We start from the raw sequence: 25,625 nt of genomic DNA, 5'->3' as shown, positions 1-25,625 counted from the left end.
GTGTATGGAAATAATTTGATACGAAATTGTAAATTAGTAGAAAAAAATTGAAAAAATTATTTTTTCTTATGATTTTTCTCTCTTTTTAGTAAAATTTTAATTTTAATAATTTTTTCTTAATTTCTAGTTTTTTTTCTAAATCTTCGATTTTTCCTAAAAATATCACGAATAAAATCAATAATAAAAAAAATGAGAATTCCGGCCGGGCCGCAGACAATAAAGACATCTGCAAAATTAAAGGTCCCTCTGAATCCAGGTCAAAAAGGAAAATAAAGAATATCTTTTACAGTGTTATTATTCAAAAGTCTATCAATTTCATTTCCAATATTACCGCTCATCAAAATTGCAAGAAAAACTGTAAGAAAATATTTTGGACTAAAAGGGACTGAAATTAGCAGAGAAATTCCTAAAATTAGAGCAAAAATGTGAATACCAGTGAACCCAATAATTTCATTAATTTTTGAAGTGACCCCTTGATGTAAAAGTGGCCGAAATCCAATAATTCACCAAGAAATTTGTTTGACAAATCCTTTTTGCGTTGAAATTTCAAACTCAGATTGAGTAAAAATAAGATTTTTTGTCAATTGGTCCAATAATAAAAGTATTATAACAATAAAAAAAGCAATAACTATGTTTAAAAAAAAACGTTTTTTTCCTATTCGACGATATTTTTCTTGTACAAAATTGCTAGTTTTAGCTTTTCATAGTTTCATTTAGAACCTCAGAACAGCGCTTGCAGGTAACTTCAATTGATTTAAAATGATTTCAGCATCTTGGGCATTTTGGCCAATTTAAATTATAAACCTCATATTCTTTACTCTGATTCTTATCAGAAGAAATATCAGCAATCATTAGTATTTTTTTTAAATCAAACCCCCAGGAAAATGGTAGATCGGTTTTCATTTTAAGGCCAGCTTCATTAGAGCGGTTTATCTCTTTTGATTTTATCTTTTTTTCAATTAATTGCAAAACTAAGTCTCTGAATTCAAGAAGGTTTTTTAATTCAAAATCAAGTTTTTGATTAAAATCAGCTTTTTGAAAAAATTTCTCAAGATGAATAGAAATTTTTTTATCCTTTTTAGCAATAAATTGATAAATTTCTTCAGCAGTTGTTGGCATGATTGGTGCAATTGCAATTGTTAAAACTAACAAAAACTCGTGAAAAACAAACTGAATTTGCCTTCTTTCTGGTGAATTTTTCATATCAACGTACAAGCTATCTTTAGTAATTGACAAGTAAAAATTGGAAAAATCAATTATAAAATTATTAATTAATTTAACAACTCGAACAAAGCGATTTTTATCATAATTATCAATAATTTCGTTTTTTAATTTTGCTATTCTATTAAAAATGTATAAATGAATTTCAGTCAATTCGTATTTTTCAGGTACAAAATCCGCCAAATTTGTGATAAGAAAACGAGCCGTGTTGCGAATTTTACGATAAATTTCCACATTTTGTTCAAAAATTTCATTTGAATAAACAATATCATTGTAATATTCGCTGTTGGCAACTCAAAGGCGAAGAATATCACAACCATATTTTTCCAAAATTTGCAATGGATCAACACCGTTTCCTTTTGATTTTGACATTTTATTATTTTTTGCATCAACAACAAAACCATGTGACAACAATTTCTTGTAGGGTGAATTTCCAGAATAAATGAAAGAATTAATCAAAGATGAGTTAAATCAACCACGATATTGATCTGATCCTTCAAGATAAATTTCAAAAGGTGGTTCTTCTCCTAAAACATCAGCGGCTAAAAAGCTCGCACCAGAGTCAAATCAAACATCAAGAATATCATTTTCTTTTGACCATCCTAAATTTTGAAATTTAGCTGGTAAAAGTTCATCAGCAGTTTTTTGGTACCAAATTGATGAGCCAAATTTTTCAACAAGCGAAATTATGTGATCAAAAATTTCTGGCTTATCAAGCACTGGATTTTTATTCTGATCATAAAAAATAATAAGTGGAATTCCTCAACTTCTTTGGCGAGAAATCAATCAGTCTTTCCGATTTATTATCATTTTCTCTAGCCTTTTTTTAAACCATTTTTCAGGAAACACAATTGAATCAATCGCCTTTTCAAGCCCGCTCTTTATTTTTTCAACTGAAACAAATCATTGCGGGGTTCCGCGGTAAATTACAGGATTTAAAGTGCGTCAATCATGGGGAAATGAGTGTTTAATGAAATCTAAATTCAAAAGGGCCGATTTATTTTTGAGAAAATCAACAATTTTTTGGTTTGCATCTGCATAAAACAAATTAGAAAATTCCCCAGCCTTTTCATTAAATTTCCCGTCATCTTCAACATGCATAACCATTTCTAAATTATTTTTTTTACCAACTCAGTAGTCATCTTCGCCAAAAAGTGGTGCAATGTGAACAAGCCCAGAACCAGCTGCTAAATCAACGTGATTGCTTTCTACTACGGGACATTTTTTTACAAAAATTGGGTGAAAATACTGTAAATTTATAAGATTTTTTCCTAAAAAATTAGCTGTAATTTGGTAGGATTTTCACCCAAAAATTAAGCTTAATTTTTCAACTAAATTAGATGCTAAAATAAAAAAATCATTTCCGACCTTAACTTTAACATACTCAAAATCATTACCGACAGCAACAGCTGAATTTGCGATTAAGGTTCATGGGGTGGTGGTTCAAATTATCAATTTATCACCAGGGTTTACAAAATTATTTCCTGTTTCCAGGGAAAAACTGACAAATATTGAATAGGATTTGTGCTCCAAATATTCAATTTCAGCCTCAGCGAGCGCACTTTTGCTAGTTGGTGACCAGTAAATTGGTTTAAGTGCACGATAAATAAGGCCTAAATCAACCATTTTTTTGAAGATTTTTAGCTGTTTTGCTTCATATTTTGGGTCATTTGTTTGGTAAATTTTTGAAAAATCAGTCAATAGGTTTAGTTTTTTAAATTGTTCCATTTGTACCAAAATTTGTGAATTAGCAAAATTATTTGCTTTTTCTCTGATTTCCAGAACTGATGAAAAATTTATTTTACTAGTAATCTTATTTTCGATTGGCAAACCATGAGTGTCTCAACCAGGGACAAAGGGTGAATAAAAACCTGACATGGATCTGTAACGAACAATGATATCCTTTAAAATTTTATTCAGCGCATGACCAATGTGGATACTTCCATTTGCATAGGGAGGGCCATCATGGACGATAAATCTTTGATTTTTTTTATTTTCTTCAAGAATTTTTTGATAAATTTGATTTTTGCTTCAAAATTCAGAATAAAATTTATCCTTTTCCTTCAGATTCGCCTTCATAGGAAAATCTGAATTAAAAATATTTAATGTATTTTTATAGTAATTTTTGTCCATTTTTAGATATCCTCTTCCAATTTTTTTAGAATCGAATTAACATCGAATTTGTTTATTTCCTCTAATTTTTCTTTCAAGCTAGAAGTAGTTTCGTCGAAATTATTCTTTAAATTTTGTTCTTTTTGCACTAAACTATTTTTGCCAATTGGTAAAAATAGTTTATAAATTTTTTTAGAATCAGCTTTTAAATTTAAAAATTCATCAATTGAAAAAATTTTAATTGAATCTCCAAACTCAAAAACAAGTAAATTTGGATTGAAAATTTCTATATCTTTTGGTTCTAAGGAGAAATCAAGTTTTGTTTTAAAGTTTTTTGGTGAAGCAGCGCGATTATCAAAGCGCAAAATGGATGTATCAATTTTTTCAAACCGCGAATATCCGTCAATTACTACAAGAAAATCATCTGTTTGAATTAGTTGGCAGGTTGCAACTTGCTCATTTTTTCACATCCTGATCGCCTTAATTCCTGATGCATTTTTGGAGTATACTGGAATTTCTGAAACACTAAATTTTAAAGCTCGATTTTGCGTTGTTATTACAACAAGATTTTTCAATTTTGTTTCTAAAAACACGCTAATTAATTCATCATTTTCTTTTAGTTTGAAAATATTTTGCATTTTTTTGGATCTGAAGGCTGATAATTGTTCTGCTAAAACTCTTTTAACATATCCTTGTTTAGTGACTAGTAAGAAAAATTGATTTTTTTCAAAATTTTCACAAAAAAAACTATCAATTATTTGCTGTGTGTTACCAAAGCCAAAAATCATACTTAAATTATTTGCAGGCTGTTTTTGATTTAACTCCTCAATTTTGTGAACAGGAAAAGCTGCAACATTTGCTTTGTTTGTAATAAAAAATGCCTGTTGTTTTTGACTTATTTTATTTTGAAAAACAAAATAATCGTCTTCGGGAATTTGATTTTTAATTATTTCATCATTAGTTGAATTTTTTAGACTCATTTTTTTGAAAAGCCCATTTTTTGTTACTCAAAAGTAAAAAAAATCATCCTTAATTAGTTCATTGTGATTCACTTTTATTTTCAAATCAGAGTCAATAATTTTTGTTTTTCTAGGTGTGCCATAAGTTTTTTTAAAACTTTTAAGAATTGAAATTAAATGGTCATTAAATTTGTCTGTATTCTCGATCAATTCAGTAATTTCAGCAATTTTTTGGCTCAAATCATTCGCTTCATCTAAAAAGTATTTTTGCTCAATTTTTGACAAACGGTAAAGTCTCATTGTCGCAATTGCTTCGGCTTGAATTTCTGTAAAACTAAAAAAATTCATTAAATCTTTAATTACGCCAGCCTTTGAATTGTCTGAATTTTGAATAACTTTAATAACTTCAGCTGTAATTTCAGCAACTTTAAGAAAACCACTAACAATTTCAAGTCTTTTTTTACTTTTTAAAAGATCAAAATCAAATTCAGTAAGTTTGATTTTTTTAAAATGCTCAAGGAAATAAAAAATCATTTCTTTTATTGATAAAAGTTTAGGAGAGTTATTGCAAATTGCAACTGAATTATAAGAATAAGAAATTTGAATGTCAGTTTTTTGTAATAAATAATTAATAATTAAATCTGGATTTGCATCTTTTTCTAATTCAATAAAAATTAAAATTCCCTTTTGGTCTGATTGATCAATAACTTCTTTAATTCCAAAAATTTTTTCTTCAAAACGAATATTATCAATTTGTTGGATCAAACTTGCCTTTGAAATTCCATAAGGAATAGATGTGATTTCAATAATTTTTTGTTCTTTTTGATCAATAATTTTGTAATCTGCAGAAATTTTAATTTTCCCTTTTCCAGTTTTAAACGCATCAAAAATCCCAGATTTTCCGTAAACAATTCCGCCTGTAGGGAAATCAGGACCTAAAATAATTTTACTAATTTCTTCAACAGTAATCCCAGGATTTGTGATCATCAAAATGGTTGCATCAATTACTTCGACTAAATTATGTGGCGGAATTTCAGTAGCGAAACCACTTGCAATTCCAATTGCACCATTAACTAGCAAGTTAGGAAAAATTGCTGGCAAAATTGTTGGTTCTTTTTCGCTATCATCAAAATTTGGACAAAAACTAACAACATTTTTAGAAATTAATTCAAGCAAATGTGTACTGATTTCAGCAAGCCTGACTTCAGTATAACGCATCGCAGCAGCTGGATCATCGTCAATTGAACCTTTATTTCCATGCATTTCAACAAGAGTTGCATTCATTTTTCATTCTTGAGACATCCTTACAAGAGCATCATAAATTGAAGAATCGCCATGCGGATGATATTTACCAATTACATCACCAACAACTCTGGCTGATTTTTTGTAATTTTTACTGTTTTTAAGCCCAAGTTGCCACATTGAATATAAAATTCGTCTTTGCACTGGCTTTAAACCATCTCTGACATCTGGAATTGCACGGTGTTGAATGATATATTTGGAATAACGAGTGAATTTTTGGGCTAAAATTCTTTCCAAATTTGAATCAACAACGGTATTAAATTTATTTTTATTCATGAATTGATCCTTTTAAATTTTCAATAAATGAATCTTCAAGTGAAAAATCAACATTTTCCTCAATTCAGTTTTTTCGCAAATCAGCACGATCGCCCATCAAAATTGTGAATTTTTCTTCAACTTCTTGCAAGTCATCAATAAAAACTTTTACTAAAGTGCGAGTTTTAGGATCCATTGTTGTCGTTCAAAGTTGTGACGCATTCATTTCACCAAGCCCTTTATAACGCTGAATTTGCAAGTCTTGACCAGTTTTTGTGTATTTATGAAGGTTTTTTTCATCCCAAAGATAAATATCATCTTTATTTTTGGCGCTAATTCGGTACAAAGGAGGTTGAGCGATGTAAACAAAACCGTTTTCAATTAAAGGGCGCATGTATCGAAAAAGAAAGGTTAAAATTAAAATTTGGATGTGGGCACCGTCATTATCAGCGTCAGTCATGATAATAATTTTTCCATATTTTAAATTTTTAAGGCTAAAATTTTGCCCAATTCCAGTACCTAATGCACTGATAACAGCAATAATTTCTTCATTTTTCAAAAGATCAATTAATCTTGTTTTTTGTGCATTTACAATTTTACCTTTTAAGGGCAAAATTGCTTGAAATTCACGGTTTCTTGCTAATTTAGCAGAGCCTCCAGCCGATTCACCTTCAACTAAAAAAAGTTCACAATTCATTGCTTTTTTTGAGTTAGCAGGAGTTAATTTTCCAGATAAAATTCTTCTTTCTTTACCCACAGATTTTGAAGTTTTTGACTCAATAATGTTCAATTTTGATTGCTGGCGTTGACGATAAATTTCATTTAAAAAATTTAAAATTTTTATTGCTATTTCTTTATTTTGTACAAAAAATGTCATTAAATTTGTGAAAACGATTTCTTCCACAACATTTTTTGCCAAAGTTGTCGCTAATTTATTTTTAGTTTGCCCAACGAATTCCAAAATTGGTTCAGGAATTCGAAGTGACAAAATTGCTGATAAGCCAGTTTTTGCATCAGAAAATTCAAAAAGTTGTTTATTTTTAAGCACATTTATTTGTTGACCAAAAGTATTTAGAGCCTTAAGAAGTCCTGATTTAAAGCCATTTTCGTGAGTGCCGCCCAAATTTGTTTTAACATTATTAACAAAAGAAATTAAATTTTCCTGTTGAGATTCATTGTATTGAAGAGCAATCTCGACAATAATTTCTTGTTTTTTGTCCTTGAAATTGATGATTTCATCATGAATTTTGGTGTAAGGCTTGTTTAAAAATTCAACAAAACTTTTTATTCCATTCTCAAAGTAAAAAGTTTCGTTGGTATTATTCCTTAAATCACAAAATTCAATTTTTAAATTGTTTACTAAAAAACAAGTCTCACGCAATCTTGTTGAAATCATTTCAGGATCAAATTCTTTATGTGAAAAAACAGAAAAATCAGGTAAAAATTTTATTTTTGTTCCTTTTTTTGTAGTTGAATCAATAATTTTTGTTTTGGTTTCAATTTTTCCCCCGTTAACAAAAGAAGTGTAAAATAATTTTTTATCCCTACTCACAAAAACTTCCAATTTTTCAGAAAGTGCGTTGACAACTGAAGAGCCCACACCATGGAGGCCGCCAGCTGTTTTGTAAACTTCAGCAGAAAACTTTGCGCCAGAATGTAATTCACTAAAAACTAATTCTACTCCGGTTTTACCGGTTTTTTTGTGAATTTCAGTTGGAATTCCACGACCATTATCACTGATTTCAACTGAATTATCAGGGTTGATAGTAACTAAAATTTTGTTGGCATATCCGGCAATAACTTCATCAACAGCATTGTCAAAAATTTCCCAAATTAACTGATGTAAACCGTTTATATCAGTGGATCCAATGTACATTCCGGGGCGTTTTCGAACAGCTTCAAGTCCCTTTAAAAGTTTAAGTTTTTCGACAGAATAGTCCATAAAAACCTTTCTTTTGGTAAAAATATCTGAATTCAATATTCAGCATCTAATTAATTTTATAAATTTTAATACAATTTTTCCTTAAAGTGGTAAAATTAAACAAAAAATTTAAGATTTTTACGTTTTTTCAGCAAAACAAACGAAAATCTTAATATTATATAAAAACGCAAAAGGGAGTAATCATGAAAAAAATTGCTATCAATGGTTTCGGGAGAATTGGAAGACTTGCCCTTCGCCGAATTCTTGAAACTAATGACTCTAGTTTGGAAGTTGTCGCGATTAACGATTTAAGTGACGCGTCAGTTTTAGCTCATCTTTTCAAGTATGATTCAGCACACGGAAAATTTGATGAGAAAATTCAAGTTTTAAGTGAAAATGGGAAAAATTATCTTAAAATAAAAGATCAAAAAATTCAAGTTTTATCAGAAAGAGACCCTAAATTGCTACCTTGGGGTGAACTTGGAATTGATTTAGTTGTTGAATGTACTGGATTTTTTGCTTCAAAATCAGGCGCAAGTTTGCACCTAGAAGCAGGCGCAAAAAAAGTTATAATTTCAGCACCTGCTGGAAATGATGTAAAAACCATTGTTTACAATGTAAATCATGACATTGTTAGTTCAGAAGATAAAATTTTGTCCTCTGCATCTTGCACCACAAATGCACTTGCGCCTTTAGTTAATGTTCTTGAAAAAGAATATGGGATTAGCCATGGATTTATGACAACAATTCATGCCTACACCGCCGATCAAAGACTTCAAGATGCTCCACACAAAGATTTACGCCGCGCCCGTGCTGCTGCAGTAAATTTGGTTCCTTCTTCAACTGGAGCTGCAAAAGCAATTGGACTTGTTGTTCCAAGTTTGACTGGAAAACTTGATGGAATTGCAATTAGAGTTCCTGTAATTACTGGATCTTTTGTTGATTTAAGTGTTGAACTTAAATCAAGTCCGTCAATTGATGAAATCCACGAAACAATGAAAAAATATGCAAATGAATCTTTTGCATATTGCGATGAACCAATTGTTTCAGGTGACATTATTGGCGATACTCATGGTTCAATTTTTGATGCAACTCTTACAAAATTTGTGGAAACTGGTGGTAAAAAATTATACAAATTGTACACATGATATGATAATGAATACTCCTTTGTTTCACAATTTGTTCGTGTAATTAAATTATTTGCCAACAAATAAAATTTTTTAAAAATAATATAAGTAAAAAACGCAAACTTTTGCGTTTTTTTTTTTATATATATGTTATTTTGTAAAAAATATATTTAATTAAAATTTGACAAAATTATCATTAAAAGTAATGAATTTTTAGTGGAAAATTGGTCGATTTTTCCTAAATTTTTTCACTTATCAAGTCACAAAAATGGTTTATTCACAAACCCTACTATTTTTAGTACTTTTTAAATTTTATTTCTCTTGATTTTTTATAAAAAAATGTTTAAATTTAGTCAAAAAATTTTAAATAATTAAACTTGATTTTTATTCTTATTTTTCCATTTCATAAAAAAAATAGAAAAATTTTGAAAAAATTGTTTATAATAAGAATGTTTTAACTTTTTGATTTTTAATAAAAATGGGAGAAATTAGTGAAATTTAGAAATTTAATCTTAGGGACGGTTCTTTTGGTACCGTCTACTTTTATTTTTTTGAGTAGTTGCACTTTTAAAACTGAGCAGGCTGCAAAAATTAGAGAGCAATATTTTGAAAATAACAAAATTTATAACTCAAAAATTGCTGAATTTGCCAAAAAATTAGAAAATTTAAAGGCAAATTACAAAAAAGAGACTGATGAGACTAAAAAAAATATTGTTGAGCAGCAAATTTTTGATCTTTACTTTGAATCACACAAGGTTCTACAACCTTTAATTCAAGAATACAACTATCTATTTAAAAAACTTCGTGATGCTGAAAAACGAGAAAATTCACAATTAAGAACTATAAAAATTTTTCATTCAAATGATGAGCATAGTCGACTTCAATTTGATGACGGTAAATTTAACAAATATATTGGAATGATAGATTTTTCAAAATATTTAGCTGAAAAAAACAAGGATTTAGTGCTTTCAGCTGGTGATCTAATCCAAGGATTACCACTTTCTGATTCTGACAAAGGAAAAACTATTTCACAAATTGCAAAATTTATTGGCTATGACTCAGTAGCAGTTGGAAACCATGAGTTCGACTACGGTCTAAATTATCTTTTAGAGTTGGACAAAGAACAAACTGCTCTGAAAAATGGTGCTAGCACACCCTTTATTTCAGCTAATATTTATTGAAAAAATTTTGAAAAAGAAGCTGAAAAACCAGAGGGTTATGACCCTAGTAGGGTCGGAAAAAGAGTTTTCAAACCCTACATAATTAAGGAGTTGATTAGTGGTATCAAGGTTGCAATTTTCGGAATTACCACCCCTGATACTGTTTTCACTTCGCACCCACGAAACTCAAAGTTAGTTGAATTTCGTGATCCAACCGTATCAGCAAATGAAGTGATTTCTGAAATAAAAAAAGCTGAACCTGAAGTTAAATTCATCATTGCTACAACCCACCTTGGAACTGACAGAAATGAAGAAAAATGAACTTCCGAATATCTAGCGCAAAACGCTGATCCAGAACTTGATTTAATCCTTGACGGACACAGCCACACTTATGTTCCTATTAATAAAAAAGCGGCTGAAGAAAAAAATATTTATATTAGTCAAACTAGCCATTACACAAAATTTTTGGGTGATATTGACTTAGTTTTTGACACAAAAACTGGTAAAATTGCTGAAGTTCACCAAGTTTTGAGGAATATGAGCGAAATTGAAATTTACAACAGCGACTTACCAAGCAGGTTGGTTGAAAAACTAAAAAAAGCTTTTGATAAAGAAAACAAGGTTGTTGTGTTTAATTCGCCTGGTGAATTTGAGCACACAACAACCCAAAAAGTTGGTGAAACTAACTTTTCAATTGGGAGAATTAAACCAACTTCACTTGGTGTTTTTGCTGCTGATGCTTTTGCATGAGATTTTGTTAAGCAAGAATCAACAAAATCTCATAATAATTGAGAAGATGCAAAACCTGATAATTCAATTGGGCTAGTAAATGGCGGCGGCTTGCGTGCAAATTTTGCTAAAGGTGAAATTACAAGGGAAGTTGCTTTGAGTGTTAGTCCTTTTGGAAATTTGATCTCGAGTGTCAGAATTAAAGGAAAAATTTTGATAGAAGTTTTAAAACACGGTCTTTCTCGAGCAAAATCCGGTGCGTTTTCACAACTTTCATCAAATGTTTCATATAAAGTAAAGGTTGAAAAAGGAATTGACCCAATCACAAAAAGGAACGATTATGTTTGAACACCTGATGTTTCTAGTTTTAAAATTGGTAGCAAACCGATTGACCCTGAAAAATATTACTACCTTTCCACAAATGATTTTATTCTAGAAGGTGGTGATGGTTATTCAATGCTTGACATGACAAAAAAGGAAAACAACGATAAACTTGAACTTGCTTATCAGGGCGGAAAATTTATTGATGTCCTAATTGAATTTGCCAAAAAAGGAACTGAAAATTCAAATTTTAACAATCAAAAGAAATTTGAAAGAAATTTGTCTGATTACCTTAATAAATCAACTTATTCAGGACAAGTTGTGGAGGGTTTGCCAACAGAAAACTCCTAAAATAAGAATGAATTTTGTTAATATAAGTTCATTTGGCAATTATCTTGTTTTGAAAAAAATTTAAAAACAAGATAATTGAATCTAATTAAAGTCAGTGTAATTTTTAACGCTAAGCAACTAAAATTCAAAAAATTTTGCCAAATTTTGGGAAGGAATTTCTTCTTTTCTTTTTTTCTCAAATTCCTCTTTTGAGTTAGATGACAAATTAAAATCAATTAATTCCTTCAACTCTTTCAAAGTAGATGAGCCAGCAAAATATAGTTCTTTAGTATCGGTTTTAACTCAACATAATACTAAAGTTAAGTTAATTTGATTGTTAATGTGAGTTTCTAGATATTTTTGATAATGCTCGATTAGCAATTTTGTCTTGCTAGGATCAAAATCATTGTAATTTTTAATTTCAAAATAGAAAAAGTGGTTACCCTTTCTTACTAAAAAATCAGGATAAGATTGCGCAATTTGTTCCACTTTTATATATTGAAACCCTAATTTGCCATATGCCGAATTTTTTGCCCAAAAATTAATTTTTTCATTTTGCTTATTAATTTTTATTAATTCATTTGCAAAAAATTTTTCTGCTTCTGAATCTAAAAGAAGTTCGTCTTTCTTGTTTTTGCTGCCGATTTTGCGGTAACCAAAATATTCATCAGGTTCAATTATTCGTCCTTCAGGGCCAAACTCAATTTGCTCTGGCAACGGCTCGTCAAAACTAAGTTTGTACTTAATTTCCTCATTTTTAATCTGCGAATTAATAGTGTCATTGTAAATACCAATAAATTCAGGTCTAAAATATGACAACAGAATCATTTCTAAAATTTGTGAATTTATTTTATGTTTTTGAATAAGTTTAGCTTTGATTTCTGCAAAGAAATTGCTAATTTGTTGCGTTAGATATTTTTTAAGATTATTTTTTAATTTGATTAGAAAAATTTCTAATTCAATAATATTTGAAATTTTTCTAGTAATCAGCGTTCCTGAACCAAACTTTTCTGACCCAGCAATAATAAATTTATCACCTTCTCACTGTTGTTTATACTTGTTGATTAGACTTTCAAAAGAAACATAAAACTTACTTTTCTGGATAGATTCAGTCTTAAATTTATCAAGTTCAGGCCTAAATTTATCCAGAAAATTTTTTTCATACTGTTTTATGTCAACAATATTTTTAGAGTTATTTTTATGATTGGAATACTCAATATTGCCTGATATGAATCGATAATCCTTATATTTATCCTTTAAAAAAAGTTTATGCACAGTTTTGTCTTCTTGATCCAAATTACTGTAAATAAAATATTTTAAAGCAATTGAATTGTTCAAAAAATTATATTCGGGATTAGGATTTCTTTTGATTCTCCCGATTGTTTGAATTGACAAATTGGTTGAAGAAATATTCCTTAACTGAACTAACATACAAGCTCTGGGAATATTCCAGCCAGTTGCTGGACCAATTTTAAAAATTATCACATCAACTGAGGAAATATTTTTGGAAATATCACGTAGGGAAAAATTTTCCTTTTGCCTTAAACTGCTTTCTTTTTTGTTTTTATCAAAATATTTAACTCAACTGAGGTTATTTTTTTCAATGATTTTGATGATGGTTTTAATATTTTTTTCAAAAATTTCCCTTTTTGCAATATCTTTTTCACTATCATTGTCGATTTGAATTAACATTGCCGGGTTAATTCCTTTTAACCCTGGTTCATTTACATCATCATTGTATTTTTCTTTGATTTTATTAAATTTTTCACAGGCAATTTGTAAAATTTCTTCATTACTGTAATCACCACCACTTTTTAAACCAAAATTAAATTCTTTTTTGTTTTTAAGAAGTTGAATATTATCTTCTTCTAAATCTTTTTCTGATAATTCAATTAATGGTAAATCAGTTTTAGGGGTAGCGGTCATTTTAAGAATAAAATTTGCATTTGCTTGCATTTGTGTTTCAAACGATTTTTCTTTTTCATTGAGTCTAACACTAGAACCAATATGGGCTTCGTCTCTAATATAAATTAAGACTTGGTTTTTTCTTTTAATTTCAGCTAAAAATAACTCAATTGCTCCTTGTTCCCGGAGAATTGAGTTGGATTTAAAAGATGCACCACCCATAATATAAATTGAATCAGGCTTTGAAAAAAATTGATAATTTTTATCAATTTTTGATGTTCTATTTAAATTTGATGGGCTTTCAATTCGAAAAATCTCCAAATTAGAATTGTTAATAAATTGCTTGTATTCATCAAAACTTTCTTCCATTTGCTTTGGTAATTCAGCGCTAGATAGCGTAACAATTACAAAAACTAGCTCATGATTACTATGAAATTTATTTCATTGTATTAATTCATCAATGTAATTTAGCATCATGAATGTTTTGCCAGAACCTGTTGGGGCTTTGAAGTAAATTGCATTATAATTGATTTCTTGCTTGAGAAATGACTTTGTTGTTTCAACTAAATTTTCAACAGCTTTATTTTGGGCGCTAGTTAAATTCATCATTTTCCTTGCTTTTTTGTGGTTTTAGCGCTAAAAGATGATTAAGCAATTCAAGATATTTGCCTTCGCTAACATTCTCATTAATTTTAATATTAAATTCGCGAAATAATTTCATGAGTAAATTAGTCAGTTGTTCAATTTCAATTTCAGAATTAAAAATGCTGGTGTCAAAATAGTTAATATCAAAAACTTTTAGATTAGTACAATAAGCTTCATTTTTTTCAGACCAAGCCACTTTTTCATTTTTTGTGCCAAAACCATTTGCAACCCGAAAAAGTCTTTCGTAAGTAACATTAATTCCTATATTATTTTGGTTATTTGTCACTAAAGTAAAAGTTCGATTGCCACCGTCTTGACGATTAAGATCCCAAACAGCATGGCCGGTTGTTCCTGATCCAGCAAAAAAATCAAGCACTTTTATATTTTTATTAGGGTGCAAATTAATTAAATATTTAATTAAATCAACGGGTTTTGGATGATCAAAGACTTTGGTTGCAAAAATATTTTTTTGTTCCTGAGTGCCCTTAGATCCGTGAGTTGATAGTATTAAATTAGAAAATTTTGCAGTTCTTTTTATTTCTTGGTTATCATTATCAACAAATTGATACTGTTTTGTATAGACTTTTTCATTTTGAAAAACAATAAAATCATTCTCAATTCCTCATTTAACTTTTTGGCTGCTTCAGCGTCAGCGCCAATCTTTGGTGGCATGTTTTCCAAGTTTTCTTGATTTTCAATCTTCTTCAGATCCGCCTGGATAATAAACTTGTTTGTTATGCTCAATTGGGAAATCAAGTCCATGTGATCATGTTAGGCCGTTTCTATCAAGTTGATTTAATTTATATCTTCCTCTTTTTTCAACATGCTCATCGGAAAATTTGTATGAGCCATCATCGATATTTTGGATATAAGTATTTGTTATTAATTGTTGAATATTTTTTGAATAAGCTACTACATATTCAGTTAATTCTCTGATAAATTTGGAATCAGATGATGAACCCTCGTTTTTCTTTTGTCAAATTAGATCTGTGATGAAATTTTCTTCCCCAAAGATTTCATCCATTAAGATTTTTAAATAGGCTTGTTGGTTGTCATCAATTGAGATAAAAATTAGCCCATCCTCTTTTAAAAGATTTTTGGCTAAATTTAGTCGCTCGTTTAATAAATTTAGCCAGCCGTTTCGCGAATATTTATCACGATAAATAAATTTTGAAGGCAAAATATTTTCTTTATCATTTGCAACTTGATTTCCTTCATTAAAACTAGCCTGAGTATTATAAGGTGGATCAATGTAAATTACATCATAGCCACTTGCGTGGCTCTCTCTCTCTCTCTCTCTCGATGACTAAAAGATTTTTGAGAGCATCATAATTTTCGCCAATAATAAGGGTGTTTTGTGGCTTATTTGTGTCTAATGTAAAAGAAAGTTGTTCATTTTTAGATAGTATTGCGACTACCCCCGAATCACTTTCGGGTGCTGCATCAAAACGAAAACCAGTTTTTACTCTTTGAGAAATAAATTGAAAAACATATTCAAGTTTATTGTCGGGAAATTTTTCAAGAATTTCGAATGCTAATTTTTTTTGATCCAGATTTAATTCTTTTGAGGAAATTTCCTCGATTTGTTGCTTAAATTTTTCTAAAATTGTTGATTTTGTTTGCATACTTTGTTAATTTTAACTAATTAAATTCCCTTAGTTTCATTTTTTATTATTAGAATTTTGCTAATCTTTTTATTCTGTTTCTTACTCAATCTGTAATTGAAACAAAACTTGTTTTGATTTAGTAATTTATTTTTTATATAATTAAATTATACATAAAAAAGCTAATTTTTCCTCGCCATTTAACTTTTATTTTCCATTTTTTTTTTTTTTTATTTGAATATATTTGATATGCATATTTAGAAAATTCATCAACATTTTTCCATAAGCAAATCAAATAATTTATAATAACAATTAGCCCTAAGAAAAGGCATAAAAAAGCCAATTATCAAATTTTAAATTAAATTAGCAAACTTTCGGAAGCAAAAAAAATTTTTGATGATGAAATTTTGTATTGAAATGTTGATGAAAAAACTAAAAAAATAACTGTTTTTACCTTTAATTATAAGAATTTATTTCCTAATTTTGCAATTGAACCCGATAATTTTAAAATTGAAAATTTAGAAAAGTTTGAGAAAATCGATATTGGAAACACAAACATTACGCAAATTGAATATTCTAAAATTGAAACACTAGATCAATTCAATAATTTATATAATCAAATAATAAATAAATAAATAAATTTGTTTTTATAAAATTCTCTGTATTCTTATGCAAATTGCAGAATTGCTGTTTTAAACCCTTCAGATTCTGCAATTTTAATGTATTTAATTTTAACTTTGATTGAGAAATTAATATGTTTAATTTTGAAACACCCTTCTTGATGTGTCTGAAATTTTTATACTGATTTAATTATAATTTTAAGATTTTTCGGAATAAATTTTTAAAAATTTTTATTGATTTAGCGTTTTAATGTCAAAAATTAGATCTTTAATTATTCAGGAGAGAAATTACAGATTTTTTGTAGATTTTTCTTGAAGTTAAAAAATAAATTAACGCTAAAATTGCAAACATTATAATTCAAGTTATTAAAAAAATGATTGTAACTTGCTTATATGAGGGTTGGGCAAAATCCTGTTTAGAAATGATTTTATAAATTTCTGGGATGATCGGAATTATAAAAACAAACCCTAAAAACAACACTAAAATGGAAACAGTGAATAAATCAAGTCAATGATAAAATAAAATTTCTTTAGTTTTTGCACCTAAAGCTTTTAAAACGGCAATTGATTTTTGCTTTGAAAAACTTAAATTTTTAGAAAAAAATCCAATAAACACTAAAAAACTAATTGCAAAAATTATCAGAACAGAAAAAGTATAAACTGAAGAGTGGTTTGTAAATTAACTAGTAGTGAAAGAGTTTTTTTGGGGCCGCCTGATATTAAAAAATTCGGATTGTTTTTTTCAAAATCTTCAATATTTTTGTACAAGTTGTTATTCGAAAAATATAACTGAAGGGAAGTTTTTTCGTTAGAAAAATTTGGACCTACCTGCCTATTAAAAGATAAATATAAACGCGTTAAGGAATTTGGAAAAGCGAAGAAAAACATTAGCAAAAAATGCTTTTTATATTATAATTAAATAAACACGAATGATGTTCACAAATTTTAGCAGGTCACTAAAATGAGAAAAAATAAACTAACTAAATTTTTTTCTGCTATTTTAACAACATCAATTTTTTCGGGTTTTGTTTTATTGACGATTTCGTCAGAATCTGACAAAACTGTCAATAAAATTAAATATAACAACAAATTATCAAATGTACAAACCGCTTTTTTCAATTTTAAGCAAAAAAATAAAAAAATATTCAGCAGACAATCTACCCAGAAATTCAGTAATTCTTCATTACTCGGTTCTAATAATAACAATGTTTCAGAAGCATCGAATGTAAATGTCAAAATATTTTTAGATTTAAGTGATACCAACAACAATTCATTAAACAAAAATGTTCAATATTATGAACAAAATAATAATAAATATTTAAAAGAAATAATTTCAATTTTAGAACAAAATAATATCAAAGTAAATAGTAGTTATGTAAGTAAATTATCACCAATAATATGAATTAATATTGATTCACTAACTGAAAAAAAAACCGCTGAATTATTAGAAAAACTAGATTTTATTTTGTTAATAATTAACAATTTACAAAAAACCTCTAATACGGATTTACTACCGACTTATTCTACCAAATCCTTAAGTCATGAAGCTAAAACTAAAATATTTTATGATAATTACTCACACGCTGCTTACTATTACTCAAAGTTAAGTAATAGTAAGGATTTTTTTAGAAAAGAAAAAGAAATAATTGACTACAACTATTCAGGCGGTAACCCATATCAAAAAGTTGGCGTAGTTGAAGCGGATATGAGTGGCATCTATGAAGAAAGCGATTTTATCAAAGGCCAAATCCCTGAATTTTTAGTTAATTACTATAATATTGGGGATGCTAAATCGGAAAAAACCGAACAAAGCCAAAATGATCATGCCACCTTAGTTTCCGGAATAATAGCGGGAACAAGTGGTTTTTCATCCAATTCTAACCTGTATATTGCAAATTTAGGCAAAGCAACCTTTGATTCGCCTGTTTGAATGTCAATTTTTGAAAAACTAATAATTGAAAATGGAGTTAGGATAATAAACCACAGTTATGGTTTTGATTTTATAGAACAAAAAGATGTAGATGCTACCTTTCAAGATATTTATGGTTATGATTCTGCCCTAAAAAATTCCGTTTCTAAATACATTGACCATATTTTTTATTTAGATTTCTTATCAAGAAAATATGGTGTGGTAAATATTTTTTCTGCGGGAAATGAATATGATAGTAAATGGAAAAACAATAATTCATCAAACAAATATGGTTATATATCAGGATATGCTAATGCTATAAATTCTATTGTTGTTGGTTCTAGTTTTGGAACAAAAGAAAATTTCTATGCAAGTAATTTTAGCAATAGGCTATTACCAGACGCTCTGAAAGGCTTACCTAAACCTTTTATATCAGCTCCGGGCGAAAATATTATTGGTTTAACTGACCAAAAATCACCTCAGTCAGGAACAAGTTTTTCAGCGCCAATTGTAACTGGTATAGTATCAACTATAGTAAGTTTACATCCATTTTTATTTGATGAAAAAAATATTATTCCAGCAATAATGAGTGTACTTTCCTCATCGGCTATTGATAGCAGCCTAGATTTTGATTCTATAAGGAAATTTGTTGACTCTACAAAAAAAGCTAATGAGCACGAGAATATAACTTCCTCAATTGATAATTATCTAGAAGATAATCGTAAAAAAGCATATTTACAAAATTATGAAAATGAACACGAGCTTAAATCGAGTGGTTTTGACTCTGCCACTGGAGCTGGTCAAATCAACTTCGCAAACATAGAAAAAGCAGTATCGAATTTAAAAACATTTAGCGTTTCTGCCCAAAATGATGATGAATATGTTTATACAACACCCGAAATAAAATTAAATAAAGGCGACAGAATAAAAGCTTCACTTGCATGAGCTTTTAACGCAGGACTTACAAAGCCTTTAAAAAAATATGAAAACCAATTGGACAGTTGATTTTATAAGTTATTTACATTTGGTTTATCATATTTAGTTGATAAAATGGGTGAAAAAATACACAATCAAAATTTAGAATCAAAATTTAGACAAGAATACCATCCCGAGCATCACGATGAATGATTGAACAGAAAAACTCTTCTTAACAAGCAAGATAACAGACTATTTAGTGATTATGATTTAATTTTGCAAAAAAAATATGGCTCTGATTGAAAAAATATTAACTTGAATTCCGGTTCATCAGCATCCTCAAATGTTGAACTAATAAGACATTTAGTTGATGAATCGGGAATATACAGGTTATTAGTGAAAAAATATAAATCTTCACTTTTCGAAGAATCTATTGATGATAATTTGGCGGTTTCATATGTTGCACAAAAAAAATAAGGCAATACTTATAGTAATTTTGTTAGTTGCGCCTTGATTTATTCCTGCAATAATTTTCACTATAAAAAATCTTTCATTTAAAAATAACGCAAACTTTTCTAGTCAAAATTTGCAAAAAACTATTTTAAAAGTTGAAAACAAAGACAACCTTATTAAATCTAATATTTTTTCATACAACGATTTAGCAAATATCGATAGTAAAAACTCTCCTTGATTCAAAAATTCTAATTGAAAAACAATCTTTTTGCAAGAACCTGAAAAAATTCAGGAAATAGTTAAAAAATATTTGTATTTTGAAAACAAACACTTTGTTTATAATTCAAATGGTGGCCCAACTAAAAATTTATCAACCTTTTTCAGCAATCAATATCAAAAATCACAGGACAAAAATTTTAATTTTAAAGAGTTAAAATTAAATTCATTTTCAAACAGATTTAATGATTTATTTGCTAATAATTTTTTGATTATTGATAATTTTGAAGATTATGAACGCATTTTTAAGACATTTGCTGACAAACAAACATTTGCTACTCAAAATTTACAAAAAGATTTCTTTAATAACACTCTTCTTTTGGTCTATATAAAACAAGACAAATCAAGTGTTGTTCCTATTTTTAACAAAACAAGTTTAGAAACTGATTTATCACCAACAGATTTAATCAACTACAAAAATCAAAATCGTATTCTTTCAATTGATCAAAAATTTTCAAATTATTTTGAAGAAAATGATGCTGCCTCTCAAAAAGCGCAGCAAAATTTTCAAATTTTTTATAAACCCGTTCCTAAGAATTCTTATAATAAATCAAACCCACTTTCTTCAATAAAAATTTCCAAAATAGAAGATTTGGTATTGTACAATTCGCTAGATAAAAAATCAGTTGAATTCAATAATTTTTTAGATTTTATTGATAAAAAAACTTTGATGTTGTCAAAAAATAACTTAAAAAAGACTAGAATTTACGCCTCGTTGACCGGGGAAAATACACCTAGTTTAAATGAAAATCAATTTTTTTCTCGGTTTAATGAAGTGAAAGACTTAATAAATAACAAGAATTTATTAAAAAACAAAGATTGGGAAATTGCATTTCATCTTTCAAATTTATTTATCCCGATAAATTCCCAAGATAAAACGTATAAATTTAATAATTTCATCTTGCAAAAACAGCAAGTAAATGAAATTTTCCAAGATGAAATTATCTACTGAGAATTTGATAAGAATTTTAAAAAAATTATAATTTATACCATAAATTATAAAGATATTTTCCCTAAGATTGGTAAAGAGTCTGAAAAATTCAATTTTGATAACCTACTACGATTCGAAAAAATTGATATAGGCGATATTGATGTTCAAGAAATCCATGTGAAAAAATTAAATTCAATTCTAGATTTTAATAATTTATATAATAAAATAATGGGGTAAAGCATGACTAAAAAATTTAAAAAAATTTTTTATGGTGGTTTATTATTAGTAAATACCATAGCTGCCGCAGTTGTTTCTGCAATTTTGACCATTAATCATAAAAGTTCTAAAAAATTAGTTAATTTTGCTTTTCAGGATGTACCCGATGGTGAAAATAATTTTTTTACTACTAACGACAATTCTCAGGATGTTGCTCATTTAGAAAAAAACCATTGATTTTCTTCGCACTATTGATCAGATTTACTTCGAAAAAATCCAGAAAAAGTCGAAGAATTAAGTAAAAAATATAAAGCTTTTGAAAGCAATTTATTTAAAAACTCAGATAGTAATTCACCTTTTATTTTACTAAGTAGTTTTTTTAACTCTGAATTTAGCAAAAATAATGAAACATTAGAATTTAGCAAAATAACTGACCAGGGTGTGTGAAAAAATAAAAAAATCATTAATAATTTTGTTGTTTTGAAAAACCAAAAAGATTTTTTCTCGTTTTTTTCAAAAATAAAAAATGAGAAATTTTATAAAAGAGTATTAGAAACTCCTGATTTTTTTTACAAAAAATCAATTATTGCTTATGTTCGCCCAATATGGAATTATCAAGATTTGGCATTTATATCAAGAGATAAGAAACCTTTTTTAAATCCTATTTTATATTTTGTTGATTCAACGAATCAACAAAATATAGGATTAATATCGATTGATTCAAAATTGGAAAATTTTTTTACCCCAGGGCATGAATACAATGAAATTATAAACCCATTAATACCAATCAATCATGCCGGTGTTTCGATTAATTCGAACTCGATGACAGAAAAATTTCATATTTATTATAAAATTATAGATAAATCTATAGAAAATAGATTTAATTCTAAATTTGACATTCACATTAGTAAAATTGAAGATCTAGTTCTTTATAATAACATTATTCGTGATAATGATTTTTCAAAATTCAAGGAATTTCTTTTGAAAAAACAGGAAATTCAAGATAAGAACAACCTAAAAAGTACAAGATTATATACAAATAACGATAAAAAACAATTCGAGGATATAAAATTTTTTTCAAATTTAGAAGAAACAAAAAAACTAATTGTAACTATGTCAGGTTCAATTAATTCAGAATGAGGCGATGCTTTCACTCCCTCAAAACTTTTTATTCCAACAAAAACTAATTCCGAAGTTTTCAATAAATTTATTTTGAAAAAACAGGAAGCAAAAAAAATTTTTGATGATGAAATTTTGTATTGAAATGTTGATGAAAAAACTAAAAAAATAACTGTTTTTACCTTTAATTATAAGAATTTATTTACTAATTTTGCAATTGAACCCGATAATTTTAAAATTGAAAATTTAGAAAAGTTTGAGAAAATCGATATTGGAAACACAAACATTACGCAAATTGAATATTCTAAAATTGAAACACTAGATCAATTCAATAATTTATATAATCAAATAATAAATAAATAAATTTGTTTTTATAAAATTCTCTGTATTCTTATGCAAATTGCAGAATTGCTGTTTTAAACCCTTCAGATTCTGCAATTTTAATGTATTTAATTTTAACTTTGATTGAGAAATTAATATGTTTAATTTTGAAACACCCTTCTTGATGTGTCTGAAATTTTTATACTGATTTAATTGTCATTTTAAGATTTTTCGGAATAAATTTTTAAAAATTTTTATTGATTTCCTGTTTAGAAATGATTTTATAAATTTCTGGGATGATCGGAATTATAAAAACAAACCCTAAAAACAACACTAAAATGGAAACAATGAATAAATCAAGTCAATGGTAAAATAAAATTTCCTTAGTTTTTGCACCTAAAGTTTTTAAAACGGCAATTGATTTTTGCTTTGAAAAACTTAAATTTTTAGAAAAAAATCCAATAAACACTAAAAAACTAATTGCAAAAATTATCAGAACAGAGAAAGTATAAACTGAAGAGTGGTTTGTAAATTAACTAGTAGTGAAAGAGTTTTTTTGGGGCCGGCTGATATTAAAAAATTCAGATTATTTTTTTCAAAATCTTCAATATTTTTGTTCAAGTTGTTATTCGAAAAATACAACTGAAGGGAAGCTTTTTCGTTAGAAAAATTTGGACCTAGCTGCCTATTAAAAGATAAATATAAACGCGTTAAGGAATTTGGAAAAAAACGAAGAAAAACATTAGCAAAAAATGCTTTTTATGTTATAATTAAATAAACACGAAGGAAGTTCACAAATTTTAGCAGGTCACTGAAATTTGAAACGGGCATGTAAAATCATCAATTTTTGCAGCTATTAATTATGCTCTTGCAGTTGCTTATGGTTTTTCTTTAAACTTTTTATCAGCAGCTGCATCTGGGATTGCTGCAGGAACTTTGACGCATTTAGCTGTTGAATATAAAGATGCTTATAGTAATCCTGAGTGAGTAAAGATTAGATACCAGTCTCTTAAGCAATTCGAAGATTGAAATAAGGATTATATTCGAGAAATAAGATATGCAAAAACACGTATTTTTGTCATAATTAAAACAATTAGTCGTTTAAGACAAATAGTGACAAAAGCTAAACCGATTTTGCTTTCTGCTAGTTGAGTTTCTTTTAAAATAAAAATCGCGATTACTATAATTGATATAATTCAAAATGCGATTTGAAGATTTGTTTAAAAACGATAAGGCAACTAACTTAATTAAATAATGTTCAATAAAGATAGTTTAGAGAAATTTTTCAATTTAAAATTTTATAATTGACTACTTTTTATTCCATTTTTTGGTGTAAATAGTTACTATAAATTATTTGATTTGCTTGTAGAATATGAAAGTTTTGATGGAATTTCCTATTATAAAACCCGAGTAATTTCGTGATTTTTTTATTTGATTCTTAATTTATTTTCAATTTTTTTGGGTATTTCATTATTTTTAATAATTTTTGTTTATAAACTTCATTTTTTTTCATTAGGTGAAAATTTCATTTTTAACATTGAAAATAAAACTAATTTTTTTTATGACTATAATATTTGGTTCCCAAATATTATGAATGTGATAATATATTCTTTCATTGCATTCTTTGGATTTTTTTTGAATGCTTTTTGGGCAAAATTTGTTATTTATTTTTCAAAAAAATTTTTATTGCAAAAATATAATTTGGAAAATAAAACAAAAAGTTTCGAATTTTTACAAAATTTTAATTTAGAATTTTTTGTAAATAGCGTTCTTGTCGATAAAGAAAACTGTAAAAAAAAGAAAAAATCAAGAAAAATTTGTTGAAAATATCAGCACTGGCTCACAAGAACTAGCAACTTAAGGCAAAAAATTCCCTTAAATTATGTTTTTTTTACTAGGCGTTTTGTTAGATTTTACTATATTCGATTAAAAAATAAAAACGAAATTAGTGAATTTGACTGACTTGTAAATGAAATGCAAAATTATTATTGATTTTATACAGTTATTTTTGCTTATATTTTTAATACAGAACAAAAAGATTTTAATCAGAAAAAGTTTTTCATTGTAATGTTTAAAATTTTATTTTTTTATCTTTTGCTCATCTGAATTTTTATTTTGGCAGTAATTTTCGCTCTTTTCAATGATTTTCAATTGCTTACTCCAACTTTTTTATGAAAAATTTCTTCAGTAAGTACTGCTGTCTTTGTTCTGTTTGAATCTGTCGATTTACTAAAACAATTTTTTATTGAATGAACATATCGTAGGATTAGAAAAAAATTTTTTGATACTAATCTAAATAAGGTGGAAAAAATAAGGAAAAATAGCTAACTAGTTAGCCTGCAGTTGCTTATGGTTTTTCTTTAAACTTTTTATCAGCAGCTGCATCTGGGATTGCTGCAGGAACTTTGACGCATTTAGCTGTTGAATATAAAGATGCTTATAATAAAATGACTGGCAATCCTGAGTGAGTAAGGATTAGATATCAGTTAGTTAGTCAACTTGAAAAAATATATAAAAATTATATAAGAGGAGTGAAAACTACCAAAATAGGCATTATTGACATAATTAAAACAATTGATCTTTTAAGAATGAAAATAATGAAGGCTAAACCCATTTTACTCTCTGCTAGTTGGGTTTCTATTCAAACAAAAATAGTAATAGGTATAATTGATTTTATTCAAAGTGTAATTTGGAATAGTATTTAAGAAAGAAAATTCAAATTAAGTAATGTTTAAAAAAGATAGTTTAGAAAAATTTTTCAATTTAAAATTTGATAATTGGATTTTTTTTATTCCTTTTTTTGGACTTAATAGCTACTATAAATTATTTGATTTGCTAGTAGAATATGAAAGCGTTGAAAAAGGTTTATATCATAAAATACGATTAATTTCAGCATTTTTTTATTTGATTCTTAATTTATTTTCAGTTTTTTTGTGTGCTTCATTATTTTTGTTAATTTTTATTTATAAGGTTCCTTTTTTTTCATTAGGTAAAAATTTCATTTTTAGCGTTGAAAATAAATCCAGATTTCTAATTGATTATAATATTTGATTTCCCAATTTTATTAATGTGTTGATATATTCTGTCATTGCTTTTTTTGGATTTTTTTTAAATGCTTTTTGGGCAAAATTTGTCATTTCTCTTTTAAAAAAATACTTTTTTCGAAAATATAACATGGAAAATACAGCGAAAAGCTTTGAGTTTTTGCAAAATTTTGATCTTAAATTTTTTGTAAATAGTGTTCTTGTGGACACGGAAAATTGCAAAGCAGATA

Annotated in this window: 17 protein-coding genes (1 of these 17 running past the window's edge); 9 read left to right on the top strand and 8 right to left on the bottom strand. The window is 27.6% G+C overall.

Annotation, left to right across the window (positions count from 1 at the left end; translation table 4 throughout):
* Positions 1–116: 116 nt before the first annotated feature.
* From IM807_RS00330 to IM807_RS00315, 4 genes are read right to left on the bottom strand one after another with little or no spacing between them, the layout of a single operon-like run.
* Positions 117–713: a signal peptidase II gene (locus tag IM807_RS00330; protein WP_196362599.1), complete on the bottom strand. Its 597-nt coding sequence runs from the start codon at positions 711–713 to the stop codon at positions 117–119.
* Complete coding sequence (ileS, locus tag IM807_RS00325) at positions 694–3,300, bottom strand: isoleucine--tRNA ligase (protein WP_374958953.1); 2,607 nt, start codon at positions 3,298–3,300, stop codon at positions 694–696. The genes IM807_RS00330 and ileS overlap by 20 nt, the downstream gene beginning before the upstream one ends.
* 56 nt (positions 3,301–3,356) lie before the next feature.
* On the bottom strand, positions 3,357–5,870 hold the full coding sequence (locus tag IM807_RS00320) for a DNA topoisomerase IV subunit A (RefSeq protein WP_196362597.1): 2,514 nt from the start codon (positions 5,868–5,870) through the stop codon (positions 3,357–3,359).
* Entirely contained in the window at positions 5,863–7,791 is a 1,929-nt protein-coding gene (locus IM807_RS00315; RefSeq protein WP_196362596.1) for a type IIA DNA topoisomerase subunit B, read from the bottom strand. Before IM807_RS00315 ends, IM807_RS00320 begins: the two co-directional genes overlap by 8 nt.
* Positions 7,792–7,973: 182 nt before the next feature.
* On the opposite strand from IM807_RS00315, the gene gap reads away from it, so the two are divergent.
* Together gap and IM807_RS00305 are read left to right on the top strand one after the other, a co-directional pair.
* The gene (gene gap, locus IM807_RS00310; protein ID WP_196362595.1) at positions 7,974–8,984 is read left to right on the top strand and encodes a type I glyceraldehyde-3-phosphate dehydrogenase; all 1,011 of its coding nucleotides are present in this window, start codon (positions 7,974–7,976) and stop codon (positions 8,982–8,984) included.
* A 404-nt stretch (positions 8,985–9,388) separates the two neighbouring features.
* On the top strand, positions 9,389–11,458 hold the full coding sequence (locus IM807_RS00305) for a bifunctional UDP-sugar hydrolase/5'-nucleotidase (protein WP_308699284.1): 2,070 nt from the start codon (positions 9,389–9,391) through the stop codon (positions 11,456–11,458).
* A gap of 117 nt (positions 11,459–11,575) precedes the next feature.
* Here the strand turns inward: IM807_RS00305 and IM807_RS04085 are convergent, their stop codons facing one another.
* Genes IM807_RS04085 through IM807_RS03465 form a run of 3 tightly spaced genes read right to left on the bottom strand, consistent with a single transcriptional unit; the run spans position 11,576 to position 15,612 of the window.
* Positions 11,576–13,948: a DEAD/DEAH box helicase family protein gene (locus tag IM807_RS04085; protein WP_196362594.1), complete on the bottom strand. Its 2,373-nt coding sequence runs from the start codon at positions 13,946–13,948 to the stop codon at positions 11,576–11,578.
* A complete protein-coding gene (locus IM807_RS00295; RefSeq protein WP_308699295.1) occupies positions 13,935–15,239 on the bottom strand; it encodes a site-specific DNA-methyltransferase in 1,305 nt (434 codons plus the stop codon). Before IM807_RS00295 ends, IM807_RS04085 begins: the two co-directional genes overlap by 14 nt.
* A complete protein-coding gene (locus IM807_RS03465; RefSeq protein ID WP_230861142.1) occupies positions 15,223–15,612 on the bottom strand; it encodes a type III restriction endonuclease subunit M in 390 nt (129 codons plus the stop codon). The genes IM807_RS00295 and IM807_RS03465 overlap by 17 nt, the downstream gene beginning before the upstream one ends.
* Positions 15,613–15,998: 386 nt before the next feature.
* Here IM807_RS03465 and IM807_RS00290 point away from each other — a divergent pair, with 386 nt between their 5' ends.
* The gene (locus IM807_RS00290; protein ID WP_196362593.1) at positions 15,999–16,226 is read left to right on the top strand and encodes a hypothetical protein; all 228 of its coding nucleotides are present in this window, start codon (positions 15,999–16,001) and stop codon (positions 16,224–16,226) included.
* A 253-nt stretch (positions 16,227–16,479) separates the two neighbouring features.
* On the opposite strand, the gene IM807_RS00285 is transcribed toward IM807_RS00290, so the two are convergent.
* Complete coding sequence (locus tag IM807_RS00285; protein ID WP_196362592.1) at positions 16,480–16,827, bottom strand: FtsX-like permease family protein; 348 nt, start codon at positions 16,825–16,827, stop codon at positions 16,480–16,482.
* Between the two features lie 345 nt (positions 16,828–17,172).
* Between IM807_RS00285 and IM807_RS04080 the strand changes: the two genes are divergently transcribed.
* The 6 genes from IM807_RS04080 to IM807_RS03455 all read left to right on the top strand — a co-directional run.
* A complete protein-coding gene (locus IM807_RS04080) occupies positions 17,173–19,512 on the top strand; it encodes a S8 family serine peptidase (RefSeq protein WP_196362591.1) in 2,340 nt (779 codons plus the stop codon).
* Entirely contained in the window at positions 19,493–20,932 is a 1,440-nt protein-coding gene (locus IM807_RS00275) for a hypothetical protein (protein ID WP_196362590.1), read from the top strand. Before IM807_RS04080 ends, IM807_RS00275 begins: the two co-directional genes overlap by 20 nt.
* 3 nt (positions 20,933–20,935) lie before the next feature.
* A complete protein-coding gene (locus IM807_RS00270) occupies positions 20,936–22,393 on the top strand; it encodes a hypothetical protein (RefSeq protein WP_230861141.1) in 1,458 nt (485 codons plus the stop codon).
* An 894-nt stretch (positions 22,394–23,287) separates the two neighbouring features.
* Positions 23,288–23,575, top strand: a complete 288-nt coding sequence (locus IM807_RS00265; RefSeq protein ID WP_230861140.1) for a hypothetical protein — start codon at positions 23,288–23,290, stop codon at positions 23,573–23,575.
* Positions 23,576–24,756: 1,181 nt separating this feature from the next.
* Positions 24,757–25,056, top strand: coding sequence for a hypothetical protein (locus tag IM807_RS00260; RefSeq protein WP_196362589.1), 300 nt, complete (start codon positions 24,757–24,759; stop codon positions 25,054–25,056).
* A 469-nt stretch (positions 25,057–25,525) separates the two neighbouring features.
* Positions 25,526–25,625, top strand: partial view of a hypothetical protein gene (locus IM807_RS03455; protein ID WP_230861139.1) — the 5' end (the start) only. It continues 503 nt past the right edge of the window; the window shows 100 of its 603 coding nt (coding positions 1–100); its start codon is at positions 25,526–25,528; the stop codon falls past the right edge of the window.

The sequence above is a fragment of the Mycoplasma sp. 'Moose RK' genome, from assembly GCF_015708155.1.
Lineage (GTDB): Bacteria > Bacillota_I > Bacilli_A > Mycoplasmatales > Metamycoplasmataceae > Mesomycoplasma.
The sequence above is the reverse complement of the archived record's forward strand: the minus strand, read 5'-3'. Positions and strand labels throughout refer to the sequence as shown.